The sequence below is a fragment of the Pseudomonas sp. FeN3W genome, from assembly GCA_030263805.2.
In the GTDB taxonomy this organism is placed as follows: Bacteria; Pseudomonadota; Gammaproteobacteria; order Pseudomonadales; family Pseudomonadaceae; genus Stutzerimonas; species Stutzerimonas stutzeri_G.
The window spans coordinates 3812560-3832913 of sequence record CP136010.1 but is presented as its reverse complement, the minus strand read 5'-3'; the positions used below and the strand labels follow the sequence as shown (position 1 = coordinate 3832913).

Genomic DNA, 20354 nt, shown 5'->3' with positions numbered 1-20354 from the left:
GCAGGCGAACGGCGGCTGCCGGAAGGGCCGCGGCAGCACACCGAAGCCCTTCGCGAAATCACGACACCATCGCCCGACCGCAAACGGGCGATGGCTGGAGCCGCTTACGCGGGCTCGACCATCATGCGGCCGACCATTTCCATGTGCAGCGCGTGGCAGAACCAGCTGCAGTAGTACCAGTGCAGCCCCGGCTTGTCAGCGATGAAGGTGATGGAAGAGGTCTGTTGCGGGCTGATCTCCATGCTCGCACCGTGATTGACCATGACGAAACCGTGGGATACGTCTTCGATCTGGTCGATGTTGGTGATGGTCACGGTGACTTCGTCGCCCTGCTTGACGGTGAACTCCTGCACCCCGAACGCCGGCGCCATGGAGGTCATGTACACGCGCACCTTGTTGCCGTCGCGGATGACCTTGTTGTCGGTCTCCAGGTTGATGCCATCCTTCTTCGCCCTTTCCACGGTCGGCGCGAAGAACGGATCGTTGCGGTCCCAGAGCTTCTTCGGCTTGATCTGGTCGCGACGGGCCATGATGCAGTCGTGCGGCTCGGCATAGGTCGGGCCGTCATGCACCAGCTTCATTTCCTCACCGGAGATGTCGATCAGCTGGTCGTTTTCCGGGTGCAGCGGGCCGGTTGGCAGGAAGCGGTCCTTGCCGAACTTGCACAGCGCCACCAGCCACTTGCCATCGGCTTCGCTGGTTTCGCAGAGCGAGGCGTGGATGTGGCCCGGCTGGTAGTGCACGTCGAGCTTCTGCTTGATGTAGTTGACCTTCTCGCCCTTGTAGGCGCGAACCGCGTCGGCCATGTTCCACTTGACCACCTGGCTGTCGATGAACACGGTGGTGTAGGCGTTGCCGCGACCGTCGAAGGTGGTGTGCAGCGGGCCGAGGCCCAGTTCGACTTCGGCGGCGATGGTGTCACGCGGATCGGCCAGCTTGTCGGCGAACAGGTCCGGCAGCCTGGCAATCTCGATCATCGACACGGTCGGCGACAGCTTGCCGTTGGCGATGAAGTACTTGCCATCGGACGAGGTGTTCAGGCCGTGCGGGTTCTTCGGCACCGGGATGTAGCGGGTGAACTGGCTGTCCTTCTCGGCCTTCTTGCGGCCGTCGAGCACCGGCACCTTGGAGTCGCCGAGGGTGATGAACTTGCCGGCCTTGACCGCCTTCTCCGCCGCCTCGATGTCGAACACCACGACCCAGTCACGCTCGTTGCGCATCATGCCGCCGAGGTCGTAGGCCTTTTCCGAGTTGTAGCAGGTGGCAGCGGTGAAGCGGCCGGTGTAATCGGCGTCGGTGTTGTCGAGGTTGCCGTCGACGATGATCTGGAAGGCCATCTCCATCTTTTCGGCGTCGATGACGTTGTACATGGTGTAGCTGTTTTCATCCTGCAGGTCGAAGACCTTGCCGTCGTTCGGATGCGGGATGACGAATTCGGCGTTGGCGAACACGTACTTGGTGTGCGGCACCTTCTGCAGACGCAGGCCGTGGATGGCCTGGCAGTTCGGCACGGTGATCATCTTGTCGCACTTCATGATATCCAGGCGGATACGGGCGACGCGGGTGTTGGCCTTGTCGTTGATGAACAGGTACTTGCCGTCGTACTTGCCGTCGGTCATGGAGATGTGCGGGTGGTGGCAGTCGCCATTGAGGAACTTGGCGCTGTCGCCCATGATCGCGCGGCTTTCGTTGGTCAGGCCCCAGCCGGTGGCGGAGTCGACGTTGAACACCGGGATGCGCATCAGTTCGCGCATCGACGGGACGCCCATTACACGTACTTCGCCCTGGTGGCCGCCGCTCCAGAAGCCGTAGTAGTCGTCCAGTTCGCCTGGCGCGACGTGGATGTTCTGCCGCGCTTCCTTGACCGCTGCGGCCCAGGACTCGCGGCTCATCACTGCGCCACCGAAGGCGGTGGCCGCAACAGCTGCGCCGGTAACCGCGCTGGCGCCGAGGAAGCCACGACGGCTCATGCCGCCCTTCTCCAGTACCTCGGGATTGTTCTTGCTCTTGTCACTCATGGGGTTTCGCTCCTTTGGGACATCTGCTTCAAACACATCGATCGAGCACCTCGCCTGCGGCGATGACTCAGGGTTCCACTACTTGCACTACGGGAATCAGCGACGGCTCGGCCGGTGCCTTCTTGCCGCGCTTGGCGCGCTTGTTCTTCAGGATCAGCGGCGGGCACTTGTTCTCGTTGTGATACGTCATCTGGCAGTCCAGGCAGTAATGGCACTCGTTGTGGTTGATGTGCCCATCCGGGTGGATGGCCTGGATCTCGCATTCCTTGGCGCACAGCTGGCAGGGGTTGCCACATTCCGGGCGCCGCTTGAGCCAGTCGAACAGGCGAACCTTGCTGCTGATCGACAGCGCCGCACCCAGCGGGCAGACGTAGCGGCAGTACACCTTGCGGGTGAAGATGTTGATGACCAGCAGGAACACCGCGTAGGCGACGAACCACCACTGGCGGTCGAACTTGAGGGTGATGGCGGTCTTGAACGGCTCAACCTCGGCAGCCTTCTCGGCCATCATCATCGACTCGAGGGAGATGCCGAACAGCACCAGCAGGACGATGTACTTGATCGCCCAGAGCCGCTCATGCACGGCAAAGGGCAGCTCGTACTGCGGCACCTTCAGCTTGCGTGCGGCCTCGTTGATCAACTCCTGCAGCGCACCGAAGGGGCACAGCCAGCCGCAGAACACGCCGCGGCCCCAGAGCAGGATGCTGGCGGCGGTGAAGGTCCAGATGATGAAGATCACCGGATCGGAGAGGAACAGCTCCCAGCGGAAGTCCTGGAACAGCGCGTGAACGAAGGTCAGCACGTTGACCACCGACAGTTGCCCCAGCGCGTACCAGCCGATGAACACCACGGTGAACACCAGGTAGCCGCGGCGCAGCCAGTGCAGGAACTGCGGCCGCTGGGTGAATTTGTCCTGCAGGAACAGGATGACCGTCAGCAGGCCCAGCGCCACGAGGATCACGCCGATCTGGAACGACTTCTGGTACCAGATGTTGACCCACACCGGGCGGTTGGCTTCCTCAATGGCGGCCAGTTCCTCGGCGGTCGGCTGTGGGCGCTCGATGTACTGCTCGGGCATCTGGTAGGGCAGCTCGAAGCTGGTGAACATGCCGCTGATCGGGCCGGTCTGACGGCGCACCAGCAGCTCCAGCGTCCAGGGCGAGCCCGGATCGAACGCGGCGTGTTCACGGACGATGAACACCGCCATCTCGCGGAAATCCGGAATGCCTTCGGCGTATACGTCGTCCAGGCGCTGGAAGTCCATGTCGCGGAAGCTGATGACGTTGCCGAACTGGCGCAGCTGGACCCGATCGAAGATGCCGCCGCGCACATAGCCCGAGCCCTTGAACGAGTACTCGCCACTGCCCATCACCGCGACGGCGTGCTCGCCGGGTTTGAGCTCATCCATCAGCGTGCGGTAGTGCGCATCGCCGAGCAGCGCGCGGCCGATGGTCGGCGGATTCAGATGGGTGGCGTAGAGGTCGATGAAGGTGTCCTGCACCTCATCCGCCGCGGCCTCGTCGATGCCTTCGCCCTCGGTACCCTTGAACGCCTCGTCGATGTCGCCCTTGGTCAGGTGCAGGCGGCGGATCGCACCGTTGCCGGTCAGGTCGCTCCAGGTCGCCTGCTCGTAGTAATCCTCGCGAACGGTGGCCGGTTTCTGCGCGATGCCGGCCTTGCTCTCCACCAGCCCAAGCGACACCGCGACGTCATGCGCCGCGCGCATGACGATCTCGTTGACCACCATCACCGTGACGGTGGCACCGGTGACGGCATCGATGGTGACCGCATTCTCGTCCCGGGAACGGCCGACCACGACGCGCTGGTCGACCCGGATGCCCTGGTACTTGGCATTGAAGGCGTGCAGCTCTTCTTCGGGAATGCCGATCAGCAGGATCGGCTCATGGTGTTCGAGCACGTAGGCATCGACGATCACACCCTGCGGATCGAGCAGCACCTGCATGTTGATGGGTTTGCCGGAATAGGCGGGAATGTCCACCACGTTGATGGACTGGAAGGCATAGCCGAGCACCTCGTCACCCTTGGTGATCGTGCGGACCTGGTAGTCGCCCTCGGCTGCCGAGAGGCTGGCTCCGGGGAAGAACTTGTCGAGACGCTGCTGTTCGGCTTCGTATTCCCTGGCCTGCAGCGACGCTGCGCAGACGCTCAGAATCAGCAGAATGACAAAGCCCTTGACCCAGGTACTGAATGTACCGGCCAGCGACCAGATTTCACGGGAAGCCATCGAGTTACCTGCGTGTACGGTTGGCGTAAGCAGATGGTAGGTGAGCGCCTACATGCCTCCCCTTGATTGCAATCAAGGACTCTCCCGGCGACTGGTTTCGTTGTCCCATGTCAAAAAACACCATGGCCGCGAACAAAGACTTGTCATGACCAGCCTAGGTCAGTGCACCAAAATGGCGAGCGAGGCGGCGCGGGTAGCGCCCAGAGCGGCGGGAACGACTGCGCCCAGGCGGGCGCAGTCGGCGGGAGAGGATGCACTCAGTGGCGGCCGGGCGGGGTGAGGTAGGCGGCCGTCGCACCGCGGCTGGCTTCACTGGCCTTGATTTCCATTTTCGCGATGCTGCGCAGGTGCACCTGGTCCGGGCCATCGGCGAAGCGCAGGGCGCGGCCACCGGTCCACATGTCGGCCAGCGGCGTATCCGGGGTCAGGCCCATGGCGCCGTAGACCTGGATGGCGCGGTCCACCACGCGGGTGTGCATGCGCGGCACCAGGGCCTTGATCATGGAGATTTCCTTGCGCGCCGCCTTGGCACCGACCTCGTCGATCATCCAGGCGGTCTTGAGCACCAGCAGCCGCGCCTGCTCGATCTCGATGCGCGATTCGGCGATCCAGTCGGCGACGTTGGAATACTGCTGCAGGTACTTGCCGAACGCCTTGCGCTCCTGGCAGCGCTCGACCATCAGCTCCAGCGCCAGCTCGGCCATGCCGATCGAGCGCATGCAGTGGTGGATGCGCCCCGGGCCCAGGCGTGCCTGCGCCATCATGAAGCCGTCGCCTTCCTTGCCGAGCAGGTTGCTAGCCGGCACGCGCACGCTCTTCAGCAGGAGTTCGCAGTGGCCTTCCGGGGCGATATGGTTCATCACCGGGATGTTGCGCACCAGCTCGACACCGGGCGTGTCGAACGGCACCAGGATCATGCTCTGCTGCTGATGGGTTTCGGCGTCCGGGTCGGTCTTGCCCATGACGATCAACAGCTTGCAGTTGGGGTGCGAGGCGTTGGTGATGAACCACTTGCGACCGTTGATCACGTAGTCGTCGCCGTCACGGTGGATCAGCGTCTGGATGTTGGTGGCGTCGGAGGACGGCACATCCGGCTCGGTCATGGCGAAGGCCGAGCGGATTTCGCCCTCCAGCAGCGGTTTGAGCCAGCGCTCGCGCTGTTCGGGGCTGGCGAACAGGTGCAGCAGCTCCATATTGCCGGTGTCCGGTGCGTTGCAGTTGAACACCTCAGAGGCCCAGTGCACGCGCCCCATGATCTCCGCCAGCGGCGCGTACTCGAGGTTGCTCAGCCCCATGCCCGGCTCATCCTCGCGGAGCGATGGCAGGAACAGGTTCCACAGCCCTTCCGAACGGGCCAGTGCCTTGAGGTCGTCCATAAAGGAAACGGGGTACTGGCCGGCCGCGACCTCGGCATGCCAGGCGCCAACTCGCGGCACGATGTACTGGTCCATGAAGGCGCGCAGCTGCTGGCGCAGCGCCTCGACACGTGGGCTGTAGGCGAAATCCATGGGCAACCTCTGCTGATCGGGAAACGATGCAGCCACCTTAGTCCCCGCTGCCGCTAAAGCAACGAGGCTGCGATGACTGAATCAGGCCCGATAAGCATGGAACGAAGCGTCGACCGAATTGACCGTGGTCATCACCGCAACCGACAAAACTGGTATGCAGCGCAGCCTCACCAGTGCACATAGAACATGCCCTTGGCGAGCAGCACGATGCCGATCATCTGTAGAAAGATGGCCCAGTGGATCGTCCGATAGCGAGCCGGCGTCATACGGCCGCTACGCAGCAACACGGCGACCAGGCCAAAGGTGAGGAATACGCCGATCGCCAGCAGGATTTTCAGCGACAGCAAGCTGGCGAAGCTGCTGGCCAGCGGGTTGGCCAGCGCCGCGCGGTGATACCAGCCCAGACCGATGCCGGCACCGTAGACGAACAGCACCACCCAGTGCAGCACCACCCGCGAACGGGCGCCGACGGCGCGCTCGACCAGCGGCATGGTCTGCTCCCCGACCTGCTGGCGGATACGGCTGAGGATCATCACCTCGAAGAACAGCGTGCCGATAAAGAAGATCGCGGCCAGCAGATGCACAACGTGCAGAACGGAATAACTCATCAGCGCCTCCTCGGTGACAGTCAGCCGCGATCATCCCCCAACACCCCGCCGCGGGACTACCTGCCCGCCGTCATTTCGCCGCCGCGGTGATACGCGCGCCGTCACGCTCGATGTGCTGCCCCTGCAGGAAGCGGTCATCGGACGTACGAATGCGACCGAGACTGCCGTCTTCGCGCTTGACCACATACAGCGTCTGCTCGAGCCCGGTAGCCTGCTGCGCGTCCTGCCCCAGCAGGTAGCCGATGCCGCCACCGACCAGCGCCCCGACCGGGCCACCCGCTGCCGCACCGAGCATGAAGCCACTGAGCCCACCGAAACCGCCGCCGACCGCGCGGTCTTCGTGCACTTCGAGGATTTCATCCGCGCTGACCAAACCGCTTGCCAGAATCGCTGCTGCCGCCATCAGAACCGTTGTCTTTTTCATGTCACGCTCCTATCGAGTAATGAATTGCACCCCTTCTTTTCTTCACGAAGCGTGCCCGATATTTAGCCTATAAAAATCAAATAGATAAGAAATAAATGGTAAATATAACCACGCACACTGAAGTCATATAAACCCTTTATTAAGTATTTTTTACCCTGGCGTTTGAGTATTTTCTACCTAGACTTCGACGGAGGCTTCTGGAGGTACTGATGACTCAGTACAAACGCGCGTATGAACCGCCATCGCCGGAGGACGGCCAGCGGATACTGGTCGACCGGTTGTGGCCAAGAGGCTGCCGCAAGGACAGCCTGGCGCTGCATGCATGGCTACCGGACCTTGCGCCTTCCACGGCACTGCGCAAGGCGTTCAAGGGCGGTGAGATCGATTTTGCGACCTTTCGCCAACGCTATCGGAACGAACTGGCGGCCCACCCCGAACACTGGTGGGCGCTACTGGAGATGGCCGGGCGCGGCACGCTGACGTTGATCTATGCCGCGCAGGACGAGCGTCAGAACAATGCTCAGGTGCTGGCCGAATGGCTGGAGGAGGAATTGCAGAGACTGGAGCCGCCCAGCTCGCCGGCCTGTCTGGCCGGAGAGCCGGGCGGAAGGTTCAACGGCGACGGTTGACCGTCATGGCCGCGCGGATCAGGTCGGCGCCGATTTCCGCTTCGTAGGTTTTCCAGACCGGCAGCATCTGCTCGCGCCAGGCCTGGCGCTCTTCCGGCGTCAGGGTGATCAGCTGGCTGCTGCCGCTGGCGAGGATGCGCTCGCGATCGCGGCGATTGACCGCAGCAGCCTCGCGGTTCACCGCCTGGGTGACTTCGAGGATGATGCCTTCCAGTTCGGAACGCACGGCGAAGGGCATGCTCAACCAGAACTCGTTGTTGGTGATCAGCATGTAGTCGAGCACGCCGTGGTTGCTCTCGGTGATGTATGGCTGAACGCTGTGCATGTTCTGGCTGAGGATGTTCGACCAGGGGTTCTCGGCGCCCTGGACCACACCGCCCTTGAGCGATTCATAGACCTTGGCGAACGGCAGCACGACCGGCTTGGCACCGACGGCGGCGAACTGCGACTCGAGCACCGGCGACGGCTGGATGCGGAAGGCCAGCCCGCTGGCATCGCTCGGCTTGCGCAGCGGCGTGGTCGCGGATAGCTGCTTCAGGCCGTTGTTCCAGTAAGCCAGGCCGTAGACGCCATGGGCGGCCATCGAACGCAGCAGTTCACGCGCCGCCTCGCGCTTCTGGAAACGCTGCAGCGCTTCGGCGTCATCGAACAGGAAGGGCAGATCGAACAGCTGCAGCTTCTTGGTGTAAGGCGCGAACTTCGACATCGACGGCGCCAGCAGCTGCACCTTGTTGTCGAACAGCGCCTGCATCTCCTCGGCATCGCCGACCAGGGTCGAGTTCGGATAGACCTCGACCTGGATCTTGCCCGCCATCCGCTCCTCGACCAGCTGTTTGAGCAGCAGCGCGCCCTTGCCCTTGGGCGTGTCGTCCGCCACCACATGGGCGAACTTGATGACGATCGGCGCATCGGCGGCCATCGCAGGAGCACTCAACCAATACAGGGCTGCGATCAGCGCAGCGACACAAGACTTGTACATCTAACCCCCAACGGGAAAAGCCCGAAGGCGCCTCGTGAGCACCGTTCGAGTAGTTGATCGATTTGATAAGGCCTGGCCTGGCGCAGGCGCGCAGCCGGTCTTTTATCTGAGGCGGCCAGATCCGCGCGTGTGGCAGTCGCCGGCTGGCCTTTATTGGAATGTAACTGGCGAGGAAAACGGCGCGAGAGCCGTCGCCAGCCAGTCGAAAGTCTTAGTGATCAAGGCGCGCGGCACAAGGCCGAAAAAGCCCGACCAGCTCTCAAAACGAGGCTTTGGTCGTAATTCGGCAGGCCTTGCCGCGGGGCCTGCAGGGGAACGCTCCGGCAGCAGAGGCCAGAGCGGCCGGGTCAGCGACGATTGACGGTCAGTGCCGCGCGCAGGATGTCACTGCCGATCCGCGCCTCGAACGACTTCCACACCGGCTGCATCTTCGCCCGCCAGGCCTGGCGCTGCTCCGGCGTCAGGGTGACCAGCGTGGCGCCGCCACTGGCGAGCAGCTGTTCGCGTTCACGCGCGTTGATCGAGGCGGCCTCGGCGTTCACCGTCTGGGTGACCTCGAGCAGGATGCCGTCCAGCTCCGAGCGCACCGCAAAGGGAATGCTGGTCCAGAACCTGGAGTTGGTCACCAGCATGTAGTTGAGCACGCCATGGTTGGTTTCGGTGACATAGCTCTGCTGGCTGCTGGCGCTCTGTCCGCGGATGTTCGACCAGGGCCCCTCGGTGCCCTGCACGGTGCCACTCTGCATCGCCTTGGACACCTCGGAGAACGGCAGGCGCACGGCTTTGGCATCCACCGCGGCGAACTGCGCCTCGAGCACCGGCGACGGCTGGATACGGAACGCCAGACCCGCCGCATCGGCCGGATTGCGCAGCGGCTGATTGGCCGACAGCTGCTTGAGGCCGTTATTCCAGTAGGCCAGCCCGTAGATGCCCCGACCGGCCATCGAGCGCAGCAGCTCGCGGCTGGTTTCGCGCTTCTGGAAACGCGCGACGGCCGCCTCGTCGTCGAACAGGAACGGCAGGTCGAACACTTCCAGCTTCGGCGAATACTCGATGAACTTGGACAGCGAGGGCGCCAGCATCTGCACCTTGTTGTCCAGCAGTGCCTGCATCTCGTCGGCGTCGCCGACCAGCGTCGAATTCGGGTACACCTCGACCTCGACCTGGCCGGCCAGGCGCTCGCGCACCAGCTTCTGGAACAGCAGCGCGCCCTTGCCCTTCGGCGTGTCGTCGCCGACCACGTGGGCGAACTTGATGACAATGGGTTCCGCGGCTTGCGTGATGACTGGCGACAGCAGCAGGAACAGCGCCGCACAGGGCGCAACAACCAGAGACTTGAACAACTTTTTACCCCCACGGGAAATGAGCTCGGCACGGCGCCTCGTGAGCTCCGTTCGAGTGGTTTTGCGACTGGATGTGGTTCGGCCCACGCCTGGTAGGGCGTTGCCGAGATGTGTAGCGCGGGATCAGCGCACGGCGAACGAATTCGCAGGCTGATCTTTATTGGAATGGCGGTGACTGTTCAGTATCGGTTGGATATGCGCGGTCATCGAGCAGCGAAGTGTTGGCCATCAGCGGCTCTGGCACAAGGCTCGAAGCTCCGACCAGCTCTCAAAACCGAACATTGCATCGCTCAACCCCGGCGAACTTTATCGCCGCCGCCGGCTTCTACTGGCAACGCCCCGCCACTGGCCAATGCAATGACGCCCGCACAAACCGACCCGCAACCCATCGTGATCGACTGCCTGATCGTCGGCGGCGGCCCCGCGGGCCTCACCGCGGCACTGTACCTGGCGCGCTTCCGACGCAGCTGCCTGGTGGTGGACGCCGGCTCGAGCCGGGCTTCGTGGATTCCGCGCTCGCGCAACTACCCGGGCTTTCCACCGGGCATCAACGGCAACGACCTGCTGGCAAGGCTGCGCGAACAGGCCAGCGGCTATGGCGCCCGCCTCGAACAGGGCCACGTCGAGCACATCGAGTCCCACGCCGAAGGCTTCAGCGTGCGCTACGGCGATCGACTGTGCATAACGCGGCGGATCATTCTCGCCACTGGCATCGAGGACACGCTGCCGGACATGCCCGGCGTCGAAAAGGCCATCGACGAAGGCAAGGTGCGGCTGTGCGCGATCTGCGACGGCTACGAGGTCGATGGCGACAACGTCGCGGTCTACGGCGAGGCGGAAAGCGCCATCACCCACGCGGTGTTCCTGCGCACCTTCACCGACCGGGTCACCGTGATCGTGCATGGCGAGCAGGATGCCTGCGATCAGGCCATTGCCCTGGCCGAGCACTACGCCATCCGGCTGATCGGCGACCGCGTCGAGTCCCTGCACCCCTGCGAGACCGGCATCGAACTGCTGACCTGTCGCGGCGAGCGGCACCACTTCGACATCATCTACCCCAGCCTCGGTGCACGCTTTCGTTCCGAACTCGCCGTGCAGCTCGGCCTCGACTGCGACGAGTGCGGCGGCGTCAACGTGGACGAACATCGGCAGACTTCGCTGCGTGGGCTCTATGCGATCGGTGACGTGACCATGGGCCTGAAGCAGATCAGCGTCGCCATCGGCCAGGCCGCCCAGGCCGCGACCGCCGTGCACAACAGTCTGGAAGCCAATCCCAGGGGCGGCTCGCTGGCTAGCCGCGCATAAAGCAGTTCGTGCGAAAGACCCTCCCGGCGAATCGCGCCGCGCGCCGAACTCGGCAACATCCATGCGCCATGGAAGGTCTAGGCTTAGCAGGCTGTTGAAAAGCGTAGGCGAGGTAGCCAACGCAAGGTGAAAACAGGCGAAAAAGCGCCGTTTACGGGCTGTAAATGAGCATTTTGACTGGCCTCGCAACCGAGCCTGTTTTTAACGCCGCGATGACAACGCAGGTAGTTTTTCAACAGTCTGTTAGACCAGCCTTGCAACGGAGCACCTCATGTCACTCAGCGTCTTCGACCTGTTCAAGATCGGCATCGGCCCGTCCAGCTCGCACACCGTCGGGCCGATGCGCGCGGCGTTGCGCTTTGCCGAGGGCCTGCGCGACGAGGGACTGCTCGCCGCCGCCGACCACCTCAGGGTCGAGCTGTATGGCTCGCTGGGGGCCACCGGCAAAGGCCACGGCAGCGACAAGGCCGTACTGCTGGGGCTCGAGGGGGAGCTACCGGAGAGCGTGGACACCGCGAGCATTCCCCAGCGTATAGCGGCGCTGCGTGAATCCCGCGAGCTGCGCCTGCTCGGCGAGAAGGCCATCCACTTCGATATCAGCAACGATCTGCAATTCATCCGCAAGCCGCTGGCCTTCCACCCCAACGGCATGATCTTCCGCGCCTTCGACAGCGCCGGCCTGCAGGTGCGCAGCCGCGAATACTATTCGGTAGGTGGCGGCTTCGTGATCGACGAGCAGGCCGCCGGCGACGACCGCATCGTCGAAGACACTACCACGCTGCCCTACCCCTTCCACAGCGCCGCCGAACTGCTGCAGCACTGCACCACGCACGGGCTGTCCATCAGCCAGCTGATGCTGGCCAACGAAGCAGCCTGGCGCCCGGAAGCCGATACCCGCGCCGGCCTGCTGCGGATCTGGCAGGTGATGCAGGACTGCGTCAAAGCGGGCTGCCGCACCGAAGGCGTGATGCCCGGCGGCCTCAAGGTCCAGCGCCGTGCCGCCGGCCTGTACCGTCAGCTCAGCGAACACCCGGAAGCCAATCTGCGCGATGCGCTGAGCGTGCTCGACTGGGTCGACCTCTACGCCCTCGCGGTCAACGAGGAAAACGCCAGCGGCGGTCGCGTGGTCACCGCGCCGACCAATGGCGCCGCCGGAATCGTTCCGGCTCTGCTGCACTACTACATGCGCTTCATCCGCGGTGCCAATGAGGATGGGGTGGTGCGTTTCCTGCTGACGGCGGCGGCCATCGGCATTCTCTACAAGGAAAATGCGTCGATCTCCGGGGCCGAGGTCGGCTGCCAGGGCGAGGTCGGCGTGGCCTGTTCCATGGCTGCCGGGGCGCTGTGCGAAGTGCTCGGCGGCACGCCACAACAGGTGGAGAACGCCGCCGAGATCGGCATGGAGCACAACCTGGGGCTGACCTGCGACCCGGTCGGCGGACTGGTCCAGGTACCCTGCATCGAGCGCAATGCCATGGGTGCGGTGAAGGCGATCAATGCCGCGCGTATGGCCCTGCGTGGTGATGGCCGGCACTTCATCTCGCTGGACAAAGTGATCCGCACCATGCGCCAGACCGGCGCCGACATGAAGAGCAAATACAAGGAAACCGCCCGCGGCGGGCTGGCGGTGAACATCATCGAGTGCTGACGTGATTCATCCCACGAGCCGGGCCGGGCCGCCTGGCTCGTTGGAACCCAGTTCGTCGGCGCACCGCACTCGTTGGGCTTCGCCGCTATGCGGCTCAACCCAACCTACGATCGGCATCGGCCGTAGGTTGGGTTGAGCGCAGCGAAGCCCAACACCGCACTTATCCCTCCCTGCCGATGCCGTGCTCGCGCAGCTTGTTGGCGATGGTGGTATGCGACACGCCAAGGCGCTTACCCAGCTGGCGGCTGCTCGGAAACTGCTTGTACAACCCCTCCAGCACCGCCTTTTCGAAGCGCCCGACGATGCTGGCCAGATCGCCCTCCAGCGAGAAATCGCCCAGCGGCTGTGCCGCGCCGTAGCCCGGCAGACGGATGTGCTCGGGCTTGATGGTGCCACCCTCACACAGCGAAGCCGCCTGGAACAGGGTGTTCTCCAGCTGCCGCACGTTGCCCGGCCAGTGGTAGCCGGCCAGTCGCTCCAGCGCCTGCGGCGAGAGCGTTGGCAGTGGGCAGCCGATCTGTCGGCTGGCCTGGTCGATGAAGTGCAGCGCCAGCGGCTGCAGGCCGTCGAGGCAATCGCGCAGCGGCGGAATATGCAGCGACAACACGTTGAGCCGGTGATAGAGGTCCTGGCGAAACTGTCCACTGGCGCAGAGCTCGGACAGGTCCACCTGGGTCGCGCAGATCACCCGCACATCCAGATAGACCTCTTCGTCGCTGCCGACCCGACGGAAGCCGCCGTCCTGCAGGAAGCGCAGCAGCTTGGCCTGCAGCCGCGGGCTCATCTCGCCGACGCCATCGAGAAACAGCGTGCCGCCGGCGGTCAGCTCCAGCAGGCCGAGCTTGCCTTCCGGCCGCGCACCTTCGAAGGCACCGGGGCCGTAGCCGAACAGCTCGGTCTCGGCCATCGACTCTGGCAGGCCGGCGCAGTTGAGCGCCATGAAGGGTGACTGCCCACGCGGGCTCGACAGATGACAGGCGCGTGCCAAGAGTTCCTTGCCGGTGCCGGTCTCGCCCTCGATCAGCAGCGGAGCATCCAGCGGTGCCATGCGCCGCGCCTCGCGCACCACCGCGGCCATCACTTTCGAGCTCTGGAAGATGCTGTCGAAGCCGCGCAGCTCCTGCTTGCGCACCTGGTAGATGCGTTCACCGACCCGGTCGGCGCGGTGCAGGGTCAGCACCGCGCCGGCCAGTGCCTCGCTGTCGTCGTGTTCGGATTGCAGTGGGGCGATGTCGGCGAGGAACACATCGCCCTTGATCTTCACCCGCAGCCCGTTGATCCGCGCCTTGTTGGCGCGCACCAGTTCCGGCAGGTCGAAGTCCTCGGCGTAGCGCGACAGGCTCATGCCCGGGACCTCGTCGACGCGCACGCCGAGCAGCTGCGCAGCGGCACGGTTGGCGGCAACGATGGCACCGCTCATGTCGATGGAGAGGACGGGGAATTCCAGCGCGCCGAGTAGTGCATTGAGCTCCAGGGAATGCCGCTCGCTGGGCATCAGGCTGACCTTGCGCAGCTCGAACACGCCGGGCAGCGCCTCGATCTTCGGCCGCAGGGCCTGCAGTTGCAGGTTCATCAGATTGGGACAGTGCAGGTAGACGGCATTGCCCTGCTCGCCACCGACCTCGCCGCGGGCGACGTTGATGCCGTAGTCCACCAACAGGTTGAGCATGTCGCGCAGGATGCCGACGCGGTTCTGGCAAAGAATCTTGATACGCATGGCGAAAGCCCTGTTGTTTTGTTGTGGGGCTGACGACGCTTCATTCGAGCGCCGCAAATTTCCGTCAAGATTATTTGCCAGTTAAGTCGCTTGGCAATGCCGTCGATCCAGCCACATACAAAAACGTCACACTTTCCTTACAGCCGATACCGCCCATGGTGCGACATTGCGCCACATCACCCCTCCCCTGCGGCACGCCTTCACGTTCGAATGAAGGCAACAACAAGATGCCCAAGCGGCCCAGGAGACGCGATGAAGACCACCCACTACGTAGCCCGCGAACCGGACGCGCAGGGGCACATTCATTACCCCGACGCCGAACATGCGGTGTGGCAGACGCTGGTCGAACGGCAGCTGAAACTGCTCGAAGGTCGCGCCTGCGACGAGTACCTCGACGGCCTCGAGCAGCTCGCCCTGCCCCGCGAGCGCATCCCGCAGCTCGGCGAGATCAACCGCGTGCTGGCCGCCACCACCGGTTGGCAGGTCGAGCGCGTACCGGCGCTGATCCCCTTCCAGCGTTTCTTCGAACTGCTGGCGAGCAAGCGCTTTCCGGTCGCCACCTTTATCCGCACACCGGAAGAGCTGGACTACCTGCAGGAGCCGGACATCTTCCACGAGATCTTCGGCCACTGCCCGCTGCTGACCAATCCCTGGTTCGCCGAATTCACCCACACCTACGGCCAGCTCGGCCTCAAGGCCAGCAAGGAGGAGCGGGTGTTTCTCGCGCGGCTGTACTGGATGACCGTCGAGTTCGGCCTGGTGGAAACCCCGTCCGGACTGCGCATCTACGGCGGCGGCATCCTCTCCTCGCCGAAGGAAACGCTCTACAGCCTGTCCGCCGAGCCGGAGCGGCAGCCGTTCGATGCCATGGAAGCCATGCGCACGCCCTATCGCATCGACATCCTGCAACCGCTGTATTTCGTCCTGCCCAATCTCAAGCAGCTATTCGACCTGGCCCAGCAGGACATCATGGCCATGGTGCGCGAGGCCATGCGCCTGGGCCTGCACCAGCCGAAATTCCCGCCGAAGGCGGCGTAGGGTGGACAACGCCGCAGGCTTGTCCACACGTTTCGCAAGACACCGTTCGGCCTACAGGCCAGGCGTGCTGGTCGAAGCCGACGCGTGGAAAACGCTTCGCGGATTTCCACGGGGTGGCCATCCACCCTACGCTGACCTAAACCCCTGCGGAAGGAACCTGGCCGCGAAGCCTCTTGCCTTGTAGGGTGGATAACGCCGAAGGCTTATCCACGCGGCCAGTAAGCCTCGCCATTTCACCTACCCTTTCCAATCATCAAACAAAAGGATCGACACGATGACCGCCCTTACCCAAGCCCACTGCGAAGCCTGCCGTGCCGATGCGCCGAAGGTCTCCGACGAGGAACTGGCCGAGCTGATCCGCGAGATTCCGGACTGGAACATCGAGACTCGCGACGGCCACATGGAGTTGGAGAAGGTCTTCCTGTTCAAGAACTTCAAGCACGCCCTGGCCTTCACCAATGCCGTCGGCGAGATCGCCGAAGCCGAGGGCCATCACCCGGGGCTGCTCACCGAATGGGGCAAGGTGACCGTGACCTGGTGGAGCCACTCGATCAAAGGGCTGCACCGCAACGACTTCATCATGGCCGCGCGCACCGACCAGGTGGCGAGCAGCGCGGAGGGCCGCAAGTAATGCACTTCGGCCAGATTCCCCGCGTGCCCGGCGACCCGATCCTCGGCCTGATGGATCTGTATCGCGCCGACCCCAACCCCGCCAAGCTCGATCTGGGCGTTGGCGTCTACAAGGACGCCCAGGGCCTGACGCCGATCCCGCGCGCGGTGAAGCTGGCCGAGCAGCGCCTGGTCGACAGCGAGCAGACCAAGAGCTACGTCGGCGGCCACGGCGACGCCCAGTTCGGCGCCCTGCTGCTGCGCCAGGTGCTCGGCAGCCGTTCCATTGCCATCGGCGAACAGCGCGCCGGCTGCACCCAGGCGCCTGGTGGCACCGGCGCGCTGCGTCTGGCCGGCGAGTTCATCGCCAGGTGCCTGCCCGGGCGCAGCATCTGGCTGAGCGATCCCACCTGGCCGATCCACGAAACCCTGTTCGCCGCCGCCGGCCTGCGCGTGCAGCACTACCCCTACGTCGGTGCCGACAACCGCCTCGATGTCGATGGCATGCTCGCCACGCTGCAACAGGTGCCGCCTGGCGACGTGGTGCTGCTGCACGCCTGCTGCCACAACCCCACCGGCTTCGATCTGAATCACGACGACTGGCTGCGGGTGCTGGGCGTGGTGCGCGCGCGCGAATTGCTGCCGCTGTTCGACTTCGCCTACCAGGGCTTCGGCGACGGACTGGAAGAGGACGCCTGGGCGGTACGGCTGTTCGCCGAAACGCTGCCGGAAATGCTCATCACCAGTTCCTGCTCGAAGAACTTCGGCCTCTACCGCGAGCGCACCGGCGCGCTGATCGCCGTCACCAGCGATGCCGAGCGCCTGCTCGACGTGCGCAGCCAGCTCGCCTCGCTGGCCCGCAATCTCTGGTCGACGCCACCGGCCCACGGCGCCGCGGTGGTGGCGACGATCCTGGCCGATGAGCCCCTGCGGCAGATCTGGCAGGACGAGGTGGAAGCCATGCGTCGGCGCATCGCCAGCCTGCGTCAGGGGCTGGTCGAGGCACTGACGCCCTATGGGCTGGCCGAGCGCTTCGCCCACATCGCTCATCAGCGGGGGATGTTCTCCTACACCGGCCTGACCGCCGAGCAGGTACGCCGGCTGCGCGCCGAAGATTCGGTGTATCTGGTGGAAAGCGGCCGGGCCAATGTCGCCGGGCTGGATGCCGAACGCCTGGACGATCTGGCCAAAGCCATCGCACGCATGGTGCAGAGCTGAACGACGTGAAGGTGCGCGCCGGTGACGCCGCTTCTGGCGACGCCGCCGGGTGCGCCGGAGCGAGAGAGCAGAGGCGCGGCTCGTGACCACGCGACTGGCTGCCGCAGCAGCGCCGCCACGATAAGCCGGCAAGCTTTCAGCCGGCTTTCAACGCGCCTCCGCGCTGCCTATGCTGAGTGACAGTCGTCCGCCCGATTACCGCCATGCCTGAGTCCAGCGTTCTCCAGCAACAGCTCGCCGCCCTGCACCAACAGGGCTTCGTGCTGCTGCCTGCCGTACTCGAGCCAGCGGGTATCGCCGCGCTGCGCGAAGCCATCGATTGCCTCGCCCCCATCCACTGGGATTACCAGGGCCTGGTCGACGACCACTACAAGTGCGTGTTCAATCGCTCGCCGTTCTGGCTGCGCTTTTTCGATTTGCCCGGGGTGATCGAACTGGCCGAGGCGGCGCTCGGCACGGACTGCCACATCATCGGCCAGACCGCCTGGCGCAGCCGCCCAGGCTTTATCGGCGGCGAGCTGCATGCCGACTACCTGGCCATGGAGCTGCCGGAAAGCCTGCTGGCTGACCCCGCCTTCGAGCTGCCGATGCAGATCTGCACCGCGCACCTGTATCTGGATGACATCGACGCCGACCTCTGCCCGACGCTGGTGATCCCCGGCAGCCACCGCGCCGGGCGCAAGCCGCACCTAGGCGAAACGCAGTGGCACGGCCGCACGGCCGAGCCGGTGCTGTGCCAGGCCGGCGACGTGCTGCTGTTTCGCAGCGACCTCTGGCACGCCGGCAGCCGCAACCGCAGCGCCGGACGCAGCCGCTACCTGCTGCAGATCCATTACGGCCGACGCATGGTGGCGCAGAAGTTCTCGCCCTACCTGCACTTCAGCTTCAACCCCGAGGTGCTGGCCGCCGCCACGCCGCGCCAGCGCCGTTTGCTCGGCGAGCACGAAGCGGCCGAATACGACTGACCCCCTGGCACCGAACCTGCATCGACCGAGGCCCGCCGCGCCCGCGCGGCCATTGACTCGCATTCCCCAGATGAGGATTCGCCATGATCAGCAGTCGTGAACAGGTCACCCAGATGATCGTCGCCGCCAAGGTGCGCAAGGACCTGAAGTGGGCACACGTCGCCGAAAGCATCGGCATGTCCAAGGAGTGGACCACTGCCGGCTGCCTCGGCCAGATGGCCTTCGACAAGGCCCAGGCAGAAACCCTGGGGCAGCTCTTCGAACTCTCCGACGAGGCCGTCGCCTGGCTGCAGATCGCCCCCTACAAGGGCTCGTTGCCCACCGCGGTGCCGACCGATCCGCTGATCTACCGCTGGTACGAGCTGGTCAACGTCTACGGCACCACCATCAAGGAGCTGATCCATGAAGAGTTCGGCGACGGCATCATGAGCGCCATCGACTTCTCCATGGATATCCAGCGCCAGAGCGACCCCAAGGGCGATCGCGTCAGCGTGGTGCTGTCCGGCAAGTTCCTGCCCTACAAGAGCTATTGAGGGATCAGCGCGTGCGGATCTCCCCGCGCGCCAGGCTTTCCACGCTGTTGCCCAGCGGGTCGGTCATGCTCAGGTCCGCACCGCACTCGGTGGCAGCAGGGTATGTCGCTCCACTTGGCGGAACTTCGCGCCAGGGCGCCATTGCGGTGCAAACAGCCAGCTCGGTGCCCCGGTACGAATCAGCGTTGGCGGCAGCGTCATCGCCCACGCCGGGTCGGCGGATCGGGCAGCAATGGCATGGCATCTGCACCTCTGCTGCATCCACCTTGCGGAGCATCCGACATGAAACAGCCCGTCGATACCGACTACCCCCTGAGCGAAGTCCCCGCCGGCGCGCGCAAGGGGCTGTGGTCCACCTCCATCCTGCTGTTCGGCTTCACCTTCTTCACCGCCACCATGTTCGCCGGCGGCAAGATCGGCCTGGCCTTCGACTTCAAGACCATGCTCTGGGCCGCGGTGATCGGCAACCTGCTGCTCGGCCTCTATGCCGCCGCGCTCGGGCTGATCGCCTGCCGCAGCGGGCTGAGCTCGGTGCTGATGGGGCGTTTCTGCTTCGGCGAGGTCGGCAGCCGGCTGTCCGACTTCCTGCTCGGCTTCACCCAGATCGGCTGGTACGCCTGGGGCACGGCGACCATCGCCATCGTCCTGGTGCGCCTGCTGGCGTTGCCGGAAAGCTGGACGACGCCGTTGATGGTGCTGTTCGGCTTCGGCTTCTGCCTGACCGCCTTCGTCGGCTACAAGGGCCTCGACCTGCTCTCGCGCATCGCGGTGCCGGCGATGCTGATCCTGTTGATCGCATCGCTGTGGACCGCCACCCGCGACATTGGCGGGCTGGACGGCCTGCTCGCGGTGCAGCCGGGCGACAGCCTGACCTTCGGCACGGCCATCACCATGATCTTCGGCACCTTCGTCAGCGGCGCGACCCAGGCCACCAACTGGACGCGTTTCGCCCGCAGCAGCCAGGTCGCGGTATGGGCCAGCCTGATTGGCTTCTTCATCGGCAACGGCCTGATGATCATCGCCGGCGCCTACGGGGCAATCGTCTATCAGCAGCCGGACATCGTCGAAGTGCTGGTGCTGCAGGGGCTGTCGATGGCCGCGGTGGTGATGCTGTTTCTCAACCTCTGGACCACCCAGGACAACACCATCTACAACTTCGCCGCCGCCGGCTGCAACCTGCTACGTACCGAGCGCCGCCGGCTGGTGACCCTCAGTGGAGCTTTCGTCGGCACGCTGCTGGCGCTGGGTGGCATGTACGAACTGCTGATCCCCTTTCTGATCCTGCTCGGCTCGATCATCCCGCCTATCGGCGGCGTGATCATGGCCGACTACTTCTACCGCCATCGCGGGCAGTACCCGAAGCTGGCCGAAGCGCACCTGCCCAAGTACAACAGCCTGGGCCTGGCGGCCTATGTGCTGGGCGCTGCCTGCGCCTACTTCTCGCCCTGGGTGGCGCCCATCGTCGGCATACTGGTGGCCGCCGCAGCCTATATTGTGCTGTACGAGGGCCAGCGCCTGGCCCTGTCGCGCACGGTGCTGACGCAAACCGACGCCCGCTGATCAAGGA

The 20354-nt window shown here is 64.5% G+C and carries 17 protein-coding genes; 9 read left to right on the top strand and 8 right to left on the bottom strand.

Features of this window, described 5'->3' with window-relative positions:
* Positions 1-104: 104 nt before the first annotated feature.
* The 5 genes from nosZ to P5704_018055 form a co-directional block, all read right to left on the bottom strand.
* The gene (gene nosZ / locus P5704_018075; GenBank protein WOF77923.1) at positions 105-2018 is read right to left on the bottom strand and encodes a TAT-dependent nitrous-oxide reductase; all 1914 of its coding nucleotides are present in this window, start codon (positions 2016-2018) and stop codon (positions 105-107) included.
* A 67-nt stretch (positions 2019-2085) separates the two neighbouring features.
* A complete protein-coding gene (locus P5704_018070; protein ID WOF77922.1) occupies positions 2086-4263 on the bottom strand; it encodes a 4Fe-4S binding protein in 2178 nt (725 codons plus the stop codon).
* A 257-nt stretch (positions 4264-4520) separates the two neighbouring features.
* Positions 4521-5771: an acyl-CoA dehydrogenase family protein gene (locus P5704_018065; protein WOF77921.1), complete on the bottom strand. Its 1251-nt coding sequence runs from the start codon at positions 5769-5771 to the stop codon at positions 4521-4523.
* A 167-nt stretch (positions 5772-5938) separates the two neighbouring features.
* Positions 5939-6379 carry a hypothetical protein gene (locus P5704_018060; protein ID WOF77920.1) on the bottom strand — a complete coding sequence of 147 codons (441 nt, stop codon included), beginning with the start codon at positions 6377-6379 and terminating at the stop codon, positions 5939-5941.
* 70 nt (positions 6380-6449) lie between these two features.
* Positions 6450-6803: a hypothetical protein gene (locus tag P5704_018055; protein WOF77919.1), complete on the bottom strand. Its 354-nt coding sequence runs from the start codon at positions 6801-6803 to the stop codon at positions 6450-6452.
* A gap of 209 nt (positions 6804-7012) precedes the next feature.
* Between P5704_018055 and P5704_018050 the strand changes: the two genes are divergently transcribed.
* Positions 7013-7432, top strand: a complete 420-nt coding sequence (locus P5704_018050; protein WOF77918.1) for a DUF488 domain-containing protein — start codon at positions 7013-7015, stop codon at positions 7430-7432.
* Here P5704_018050 and P5704_018045 read toward each other — a convergent pair.
* Positions 7416-8411, bottom strand: coding sequence for a TRAP transporter substrate-binding protein (locus tag P5704_018045; protein WOF77917.1), 996 nt, complete (start codon positions 8409-8411; stop codon positions 7416-7418). The two genes, P5704_018050 and P5704_018045, sit on opposite strands and share 17 nt — an antisense overlap.
* A gap of 347 nt (positions 8412-8758) precedes the next feature.
* Positions 8759-9718, bottom strand: coding sequence for a TRAP transporter substrate-binding protein (locus P5704_018040; protein ID WOF81275.1), 960 nt, complete (start codon positions 9716-9718; stop codon positions 8759-8761).
* A gap of 393 nt (positions 9719-10111) precedes the next feature.
* On the opposite strand from P5704_018040, the gene P5704_018035 reads away from it, so the two are divergent.
* Entirely contained in the window at positions 10112-11059 is a 948-nt protein-coding gene (locus P5704_018035; GenBank protein ID WOF77916.1) for an NAD(P)/FAD-dependent oxidoreductase, read from the top strand.
* 271 nt (positions 11060-11330) lie between these two features.
* The gene (locus P5704_018030) at positions 11331-12707 is read left to right on the top strand and encodes an L-serine ammonia-lyase (GenBank protein ID WOF77915.1); all 1377 of its coding nucleotides are present in this window, start codon (positions 11331-11333) and stop codon (positions 12705-12707) included.
* Between the two features lie 160 nt (positions 12708-12867).
* On the opposite strand, the gene P5704_018025 is transcribed toward P5704_018030, so the two are convergent.
* Complete coding sequence (locus P5704_018025; protein WOF77914.1) at positions 12868-14424, bottom strand: sigma-54-dependent phenylalanine hydroxylase transcriptional regulator PhhR; 1557 nt, start codon at positions 14422-14424, stop codon at positions 12868-12870.
* A gap of 252 nt (positions 14425-14676) precedes the next feature.
* Here P5704_018025 and phhA point away from each other — a divergent pair, with 252 nt between their 5' ends.
* The 6 genes from phhA (at position 14677) to codB (ending at position 20347) form a co-directional block, all read left to right on the top strand.
* Positions 14677-15462: a phenylalanine 4-monooxygenase gene (gene phhA / locus P5704_018020; GenBank protein ID WOF77913.1), complete on the top strand. Its 786-nt coding sequence runs from the start codon at positions 14677-14679 to the stop codon at positions 15460-15462.
* Between the two features lie 274 nt (positions 15463-15736).
* Complete coding sequence (locus P5704_018015; GenBank protein ID WOF77912.1) at positions 15737-16093, top strand: 4a-hydroxytetrahydrobiopterin dehydratase; 357 nt, start codon at positions 15737-15739, stop codon at positions 16091-16093.
* Positions 16093-17289 carry an amino acid aminotransferase gene (locus P5704_018010; protein ID WOF77911.1) on the top strand — a complete coding sequence of 399 codons (1197 nt, stop codon included), beginning with the start codon at positions 16093-16095 and terminating at the stop codon, positions 17287-17289. The genes P5704_018015 and P5704_018010 overlap by 1 nt, the downstream gene beginning before the upstream one ends.
* Positions 17290-17492: 203 nt before the next feature.
* Positions 17493-18254: a phytanoyl-CoA dioxygenase family protein gene (locus P5704_018005; GenBank protein WOF77910.1), complete on the top strand. Its 762-nt coding sequence runs from the start codon at positions 17493-17495 to the stop codon at positions 18252-18254.
* Positions 18255-18337: 83 nt separating this feature from the next.
* Positions 18338-18787 carry a cyanase gene (gene cynS, locus P5704_018000; GenBank protein ID WOF77909.1) on the top strand — a complete coding sequence of 150 codons (450 nt, stop codon included), beginning with the start codon at positions 18338-18340 and terminating at the stop codon, positions 18785-18787.
* Between the two features lie 282 nt (positions 18788-19069).
* Positions 19070-20347: a cytosine permease gene (codB, locus tag P5704_017995; protein WOF77908.1), complete on the top strand. Its 1278-nt coding sequence runs from the start codon at positions 19070-19072 to the stop codon at positions 20345-20347.
* Positions 20348-20354 lie beyond the last annotated feature (7 nt).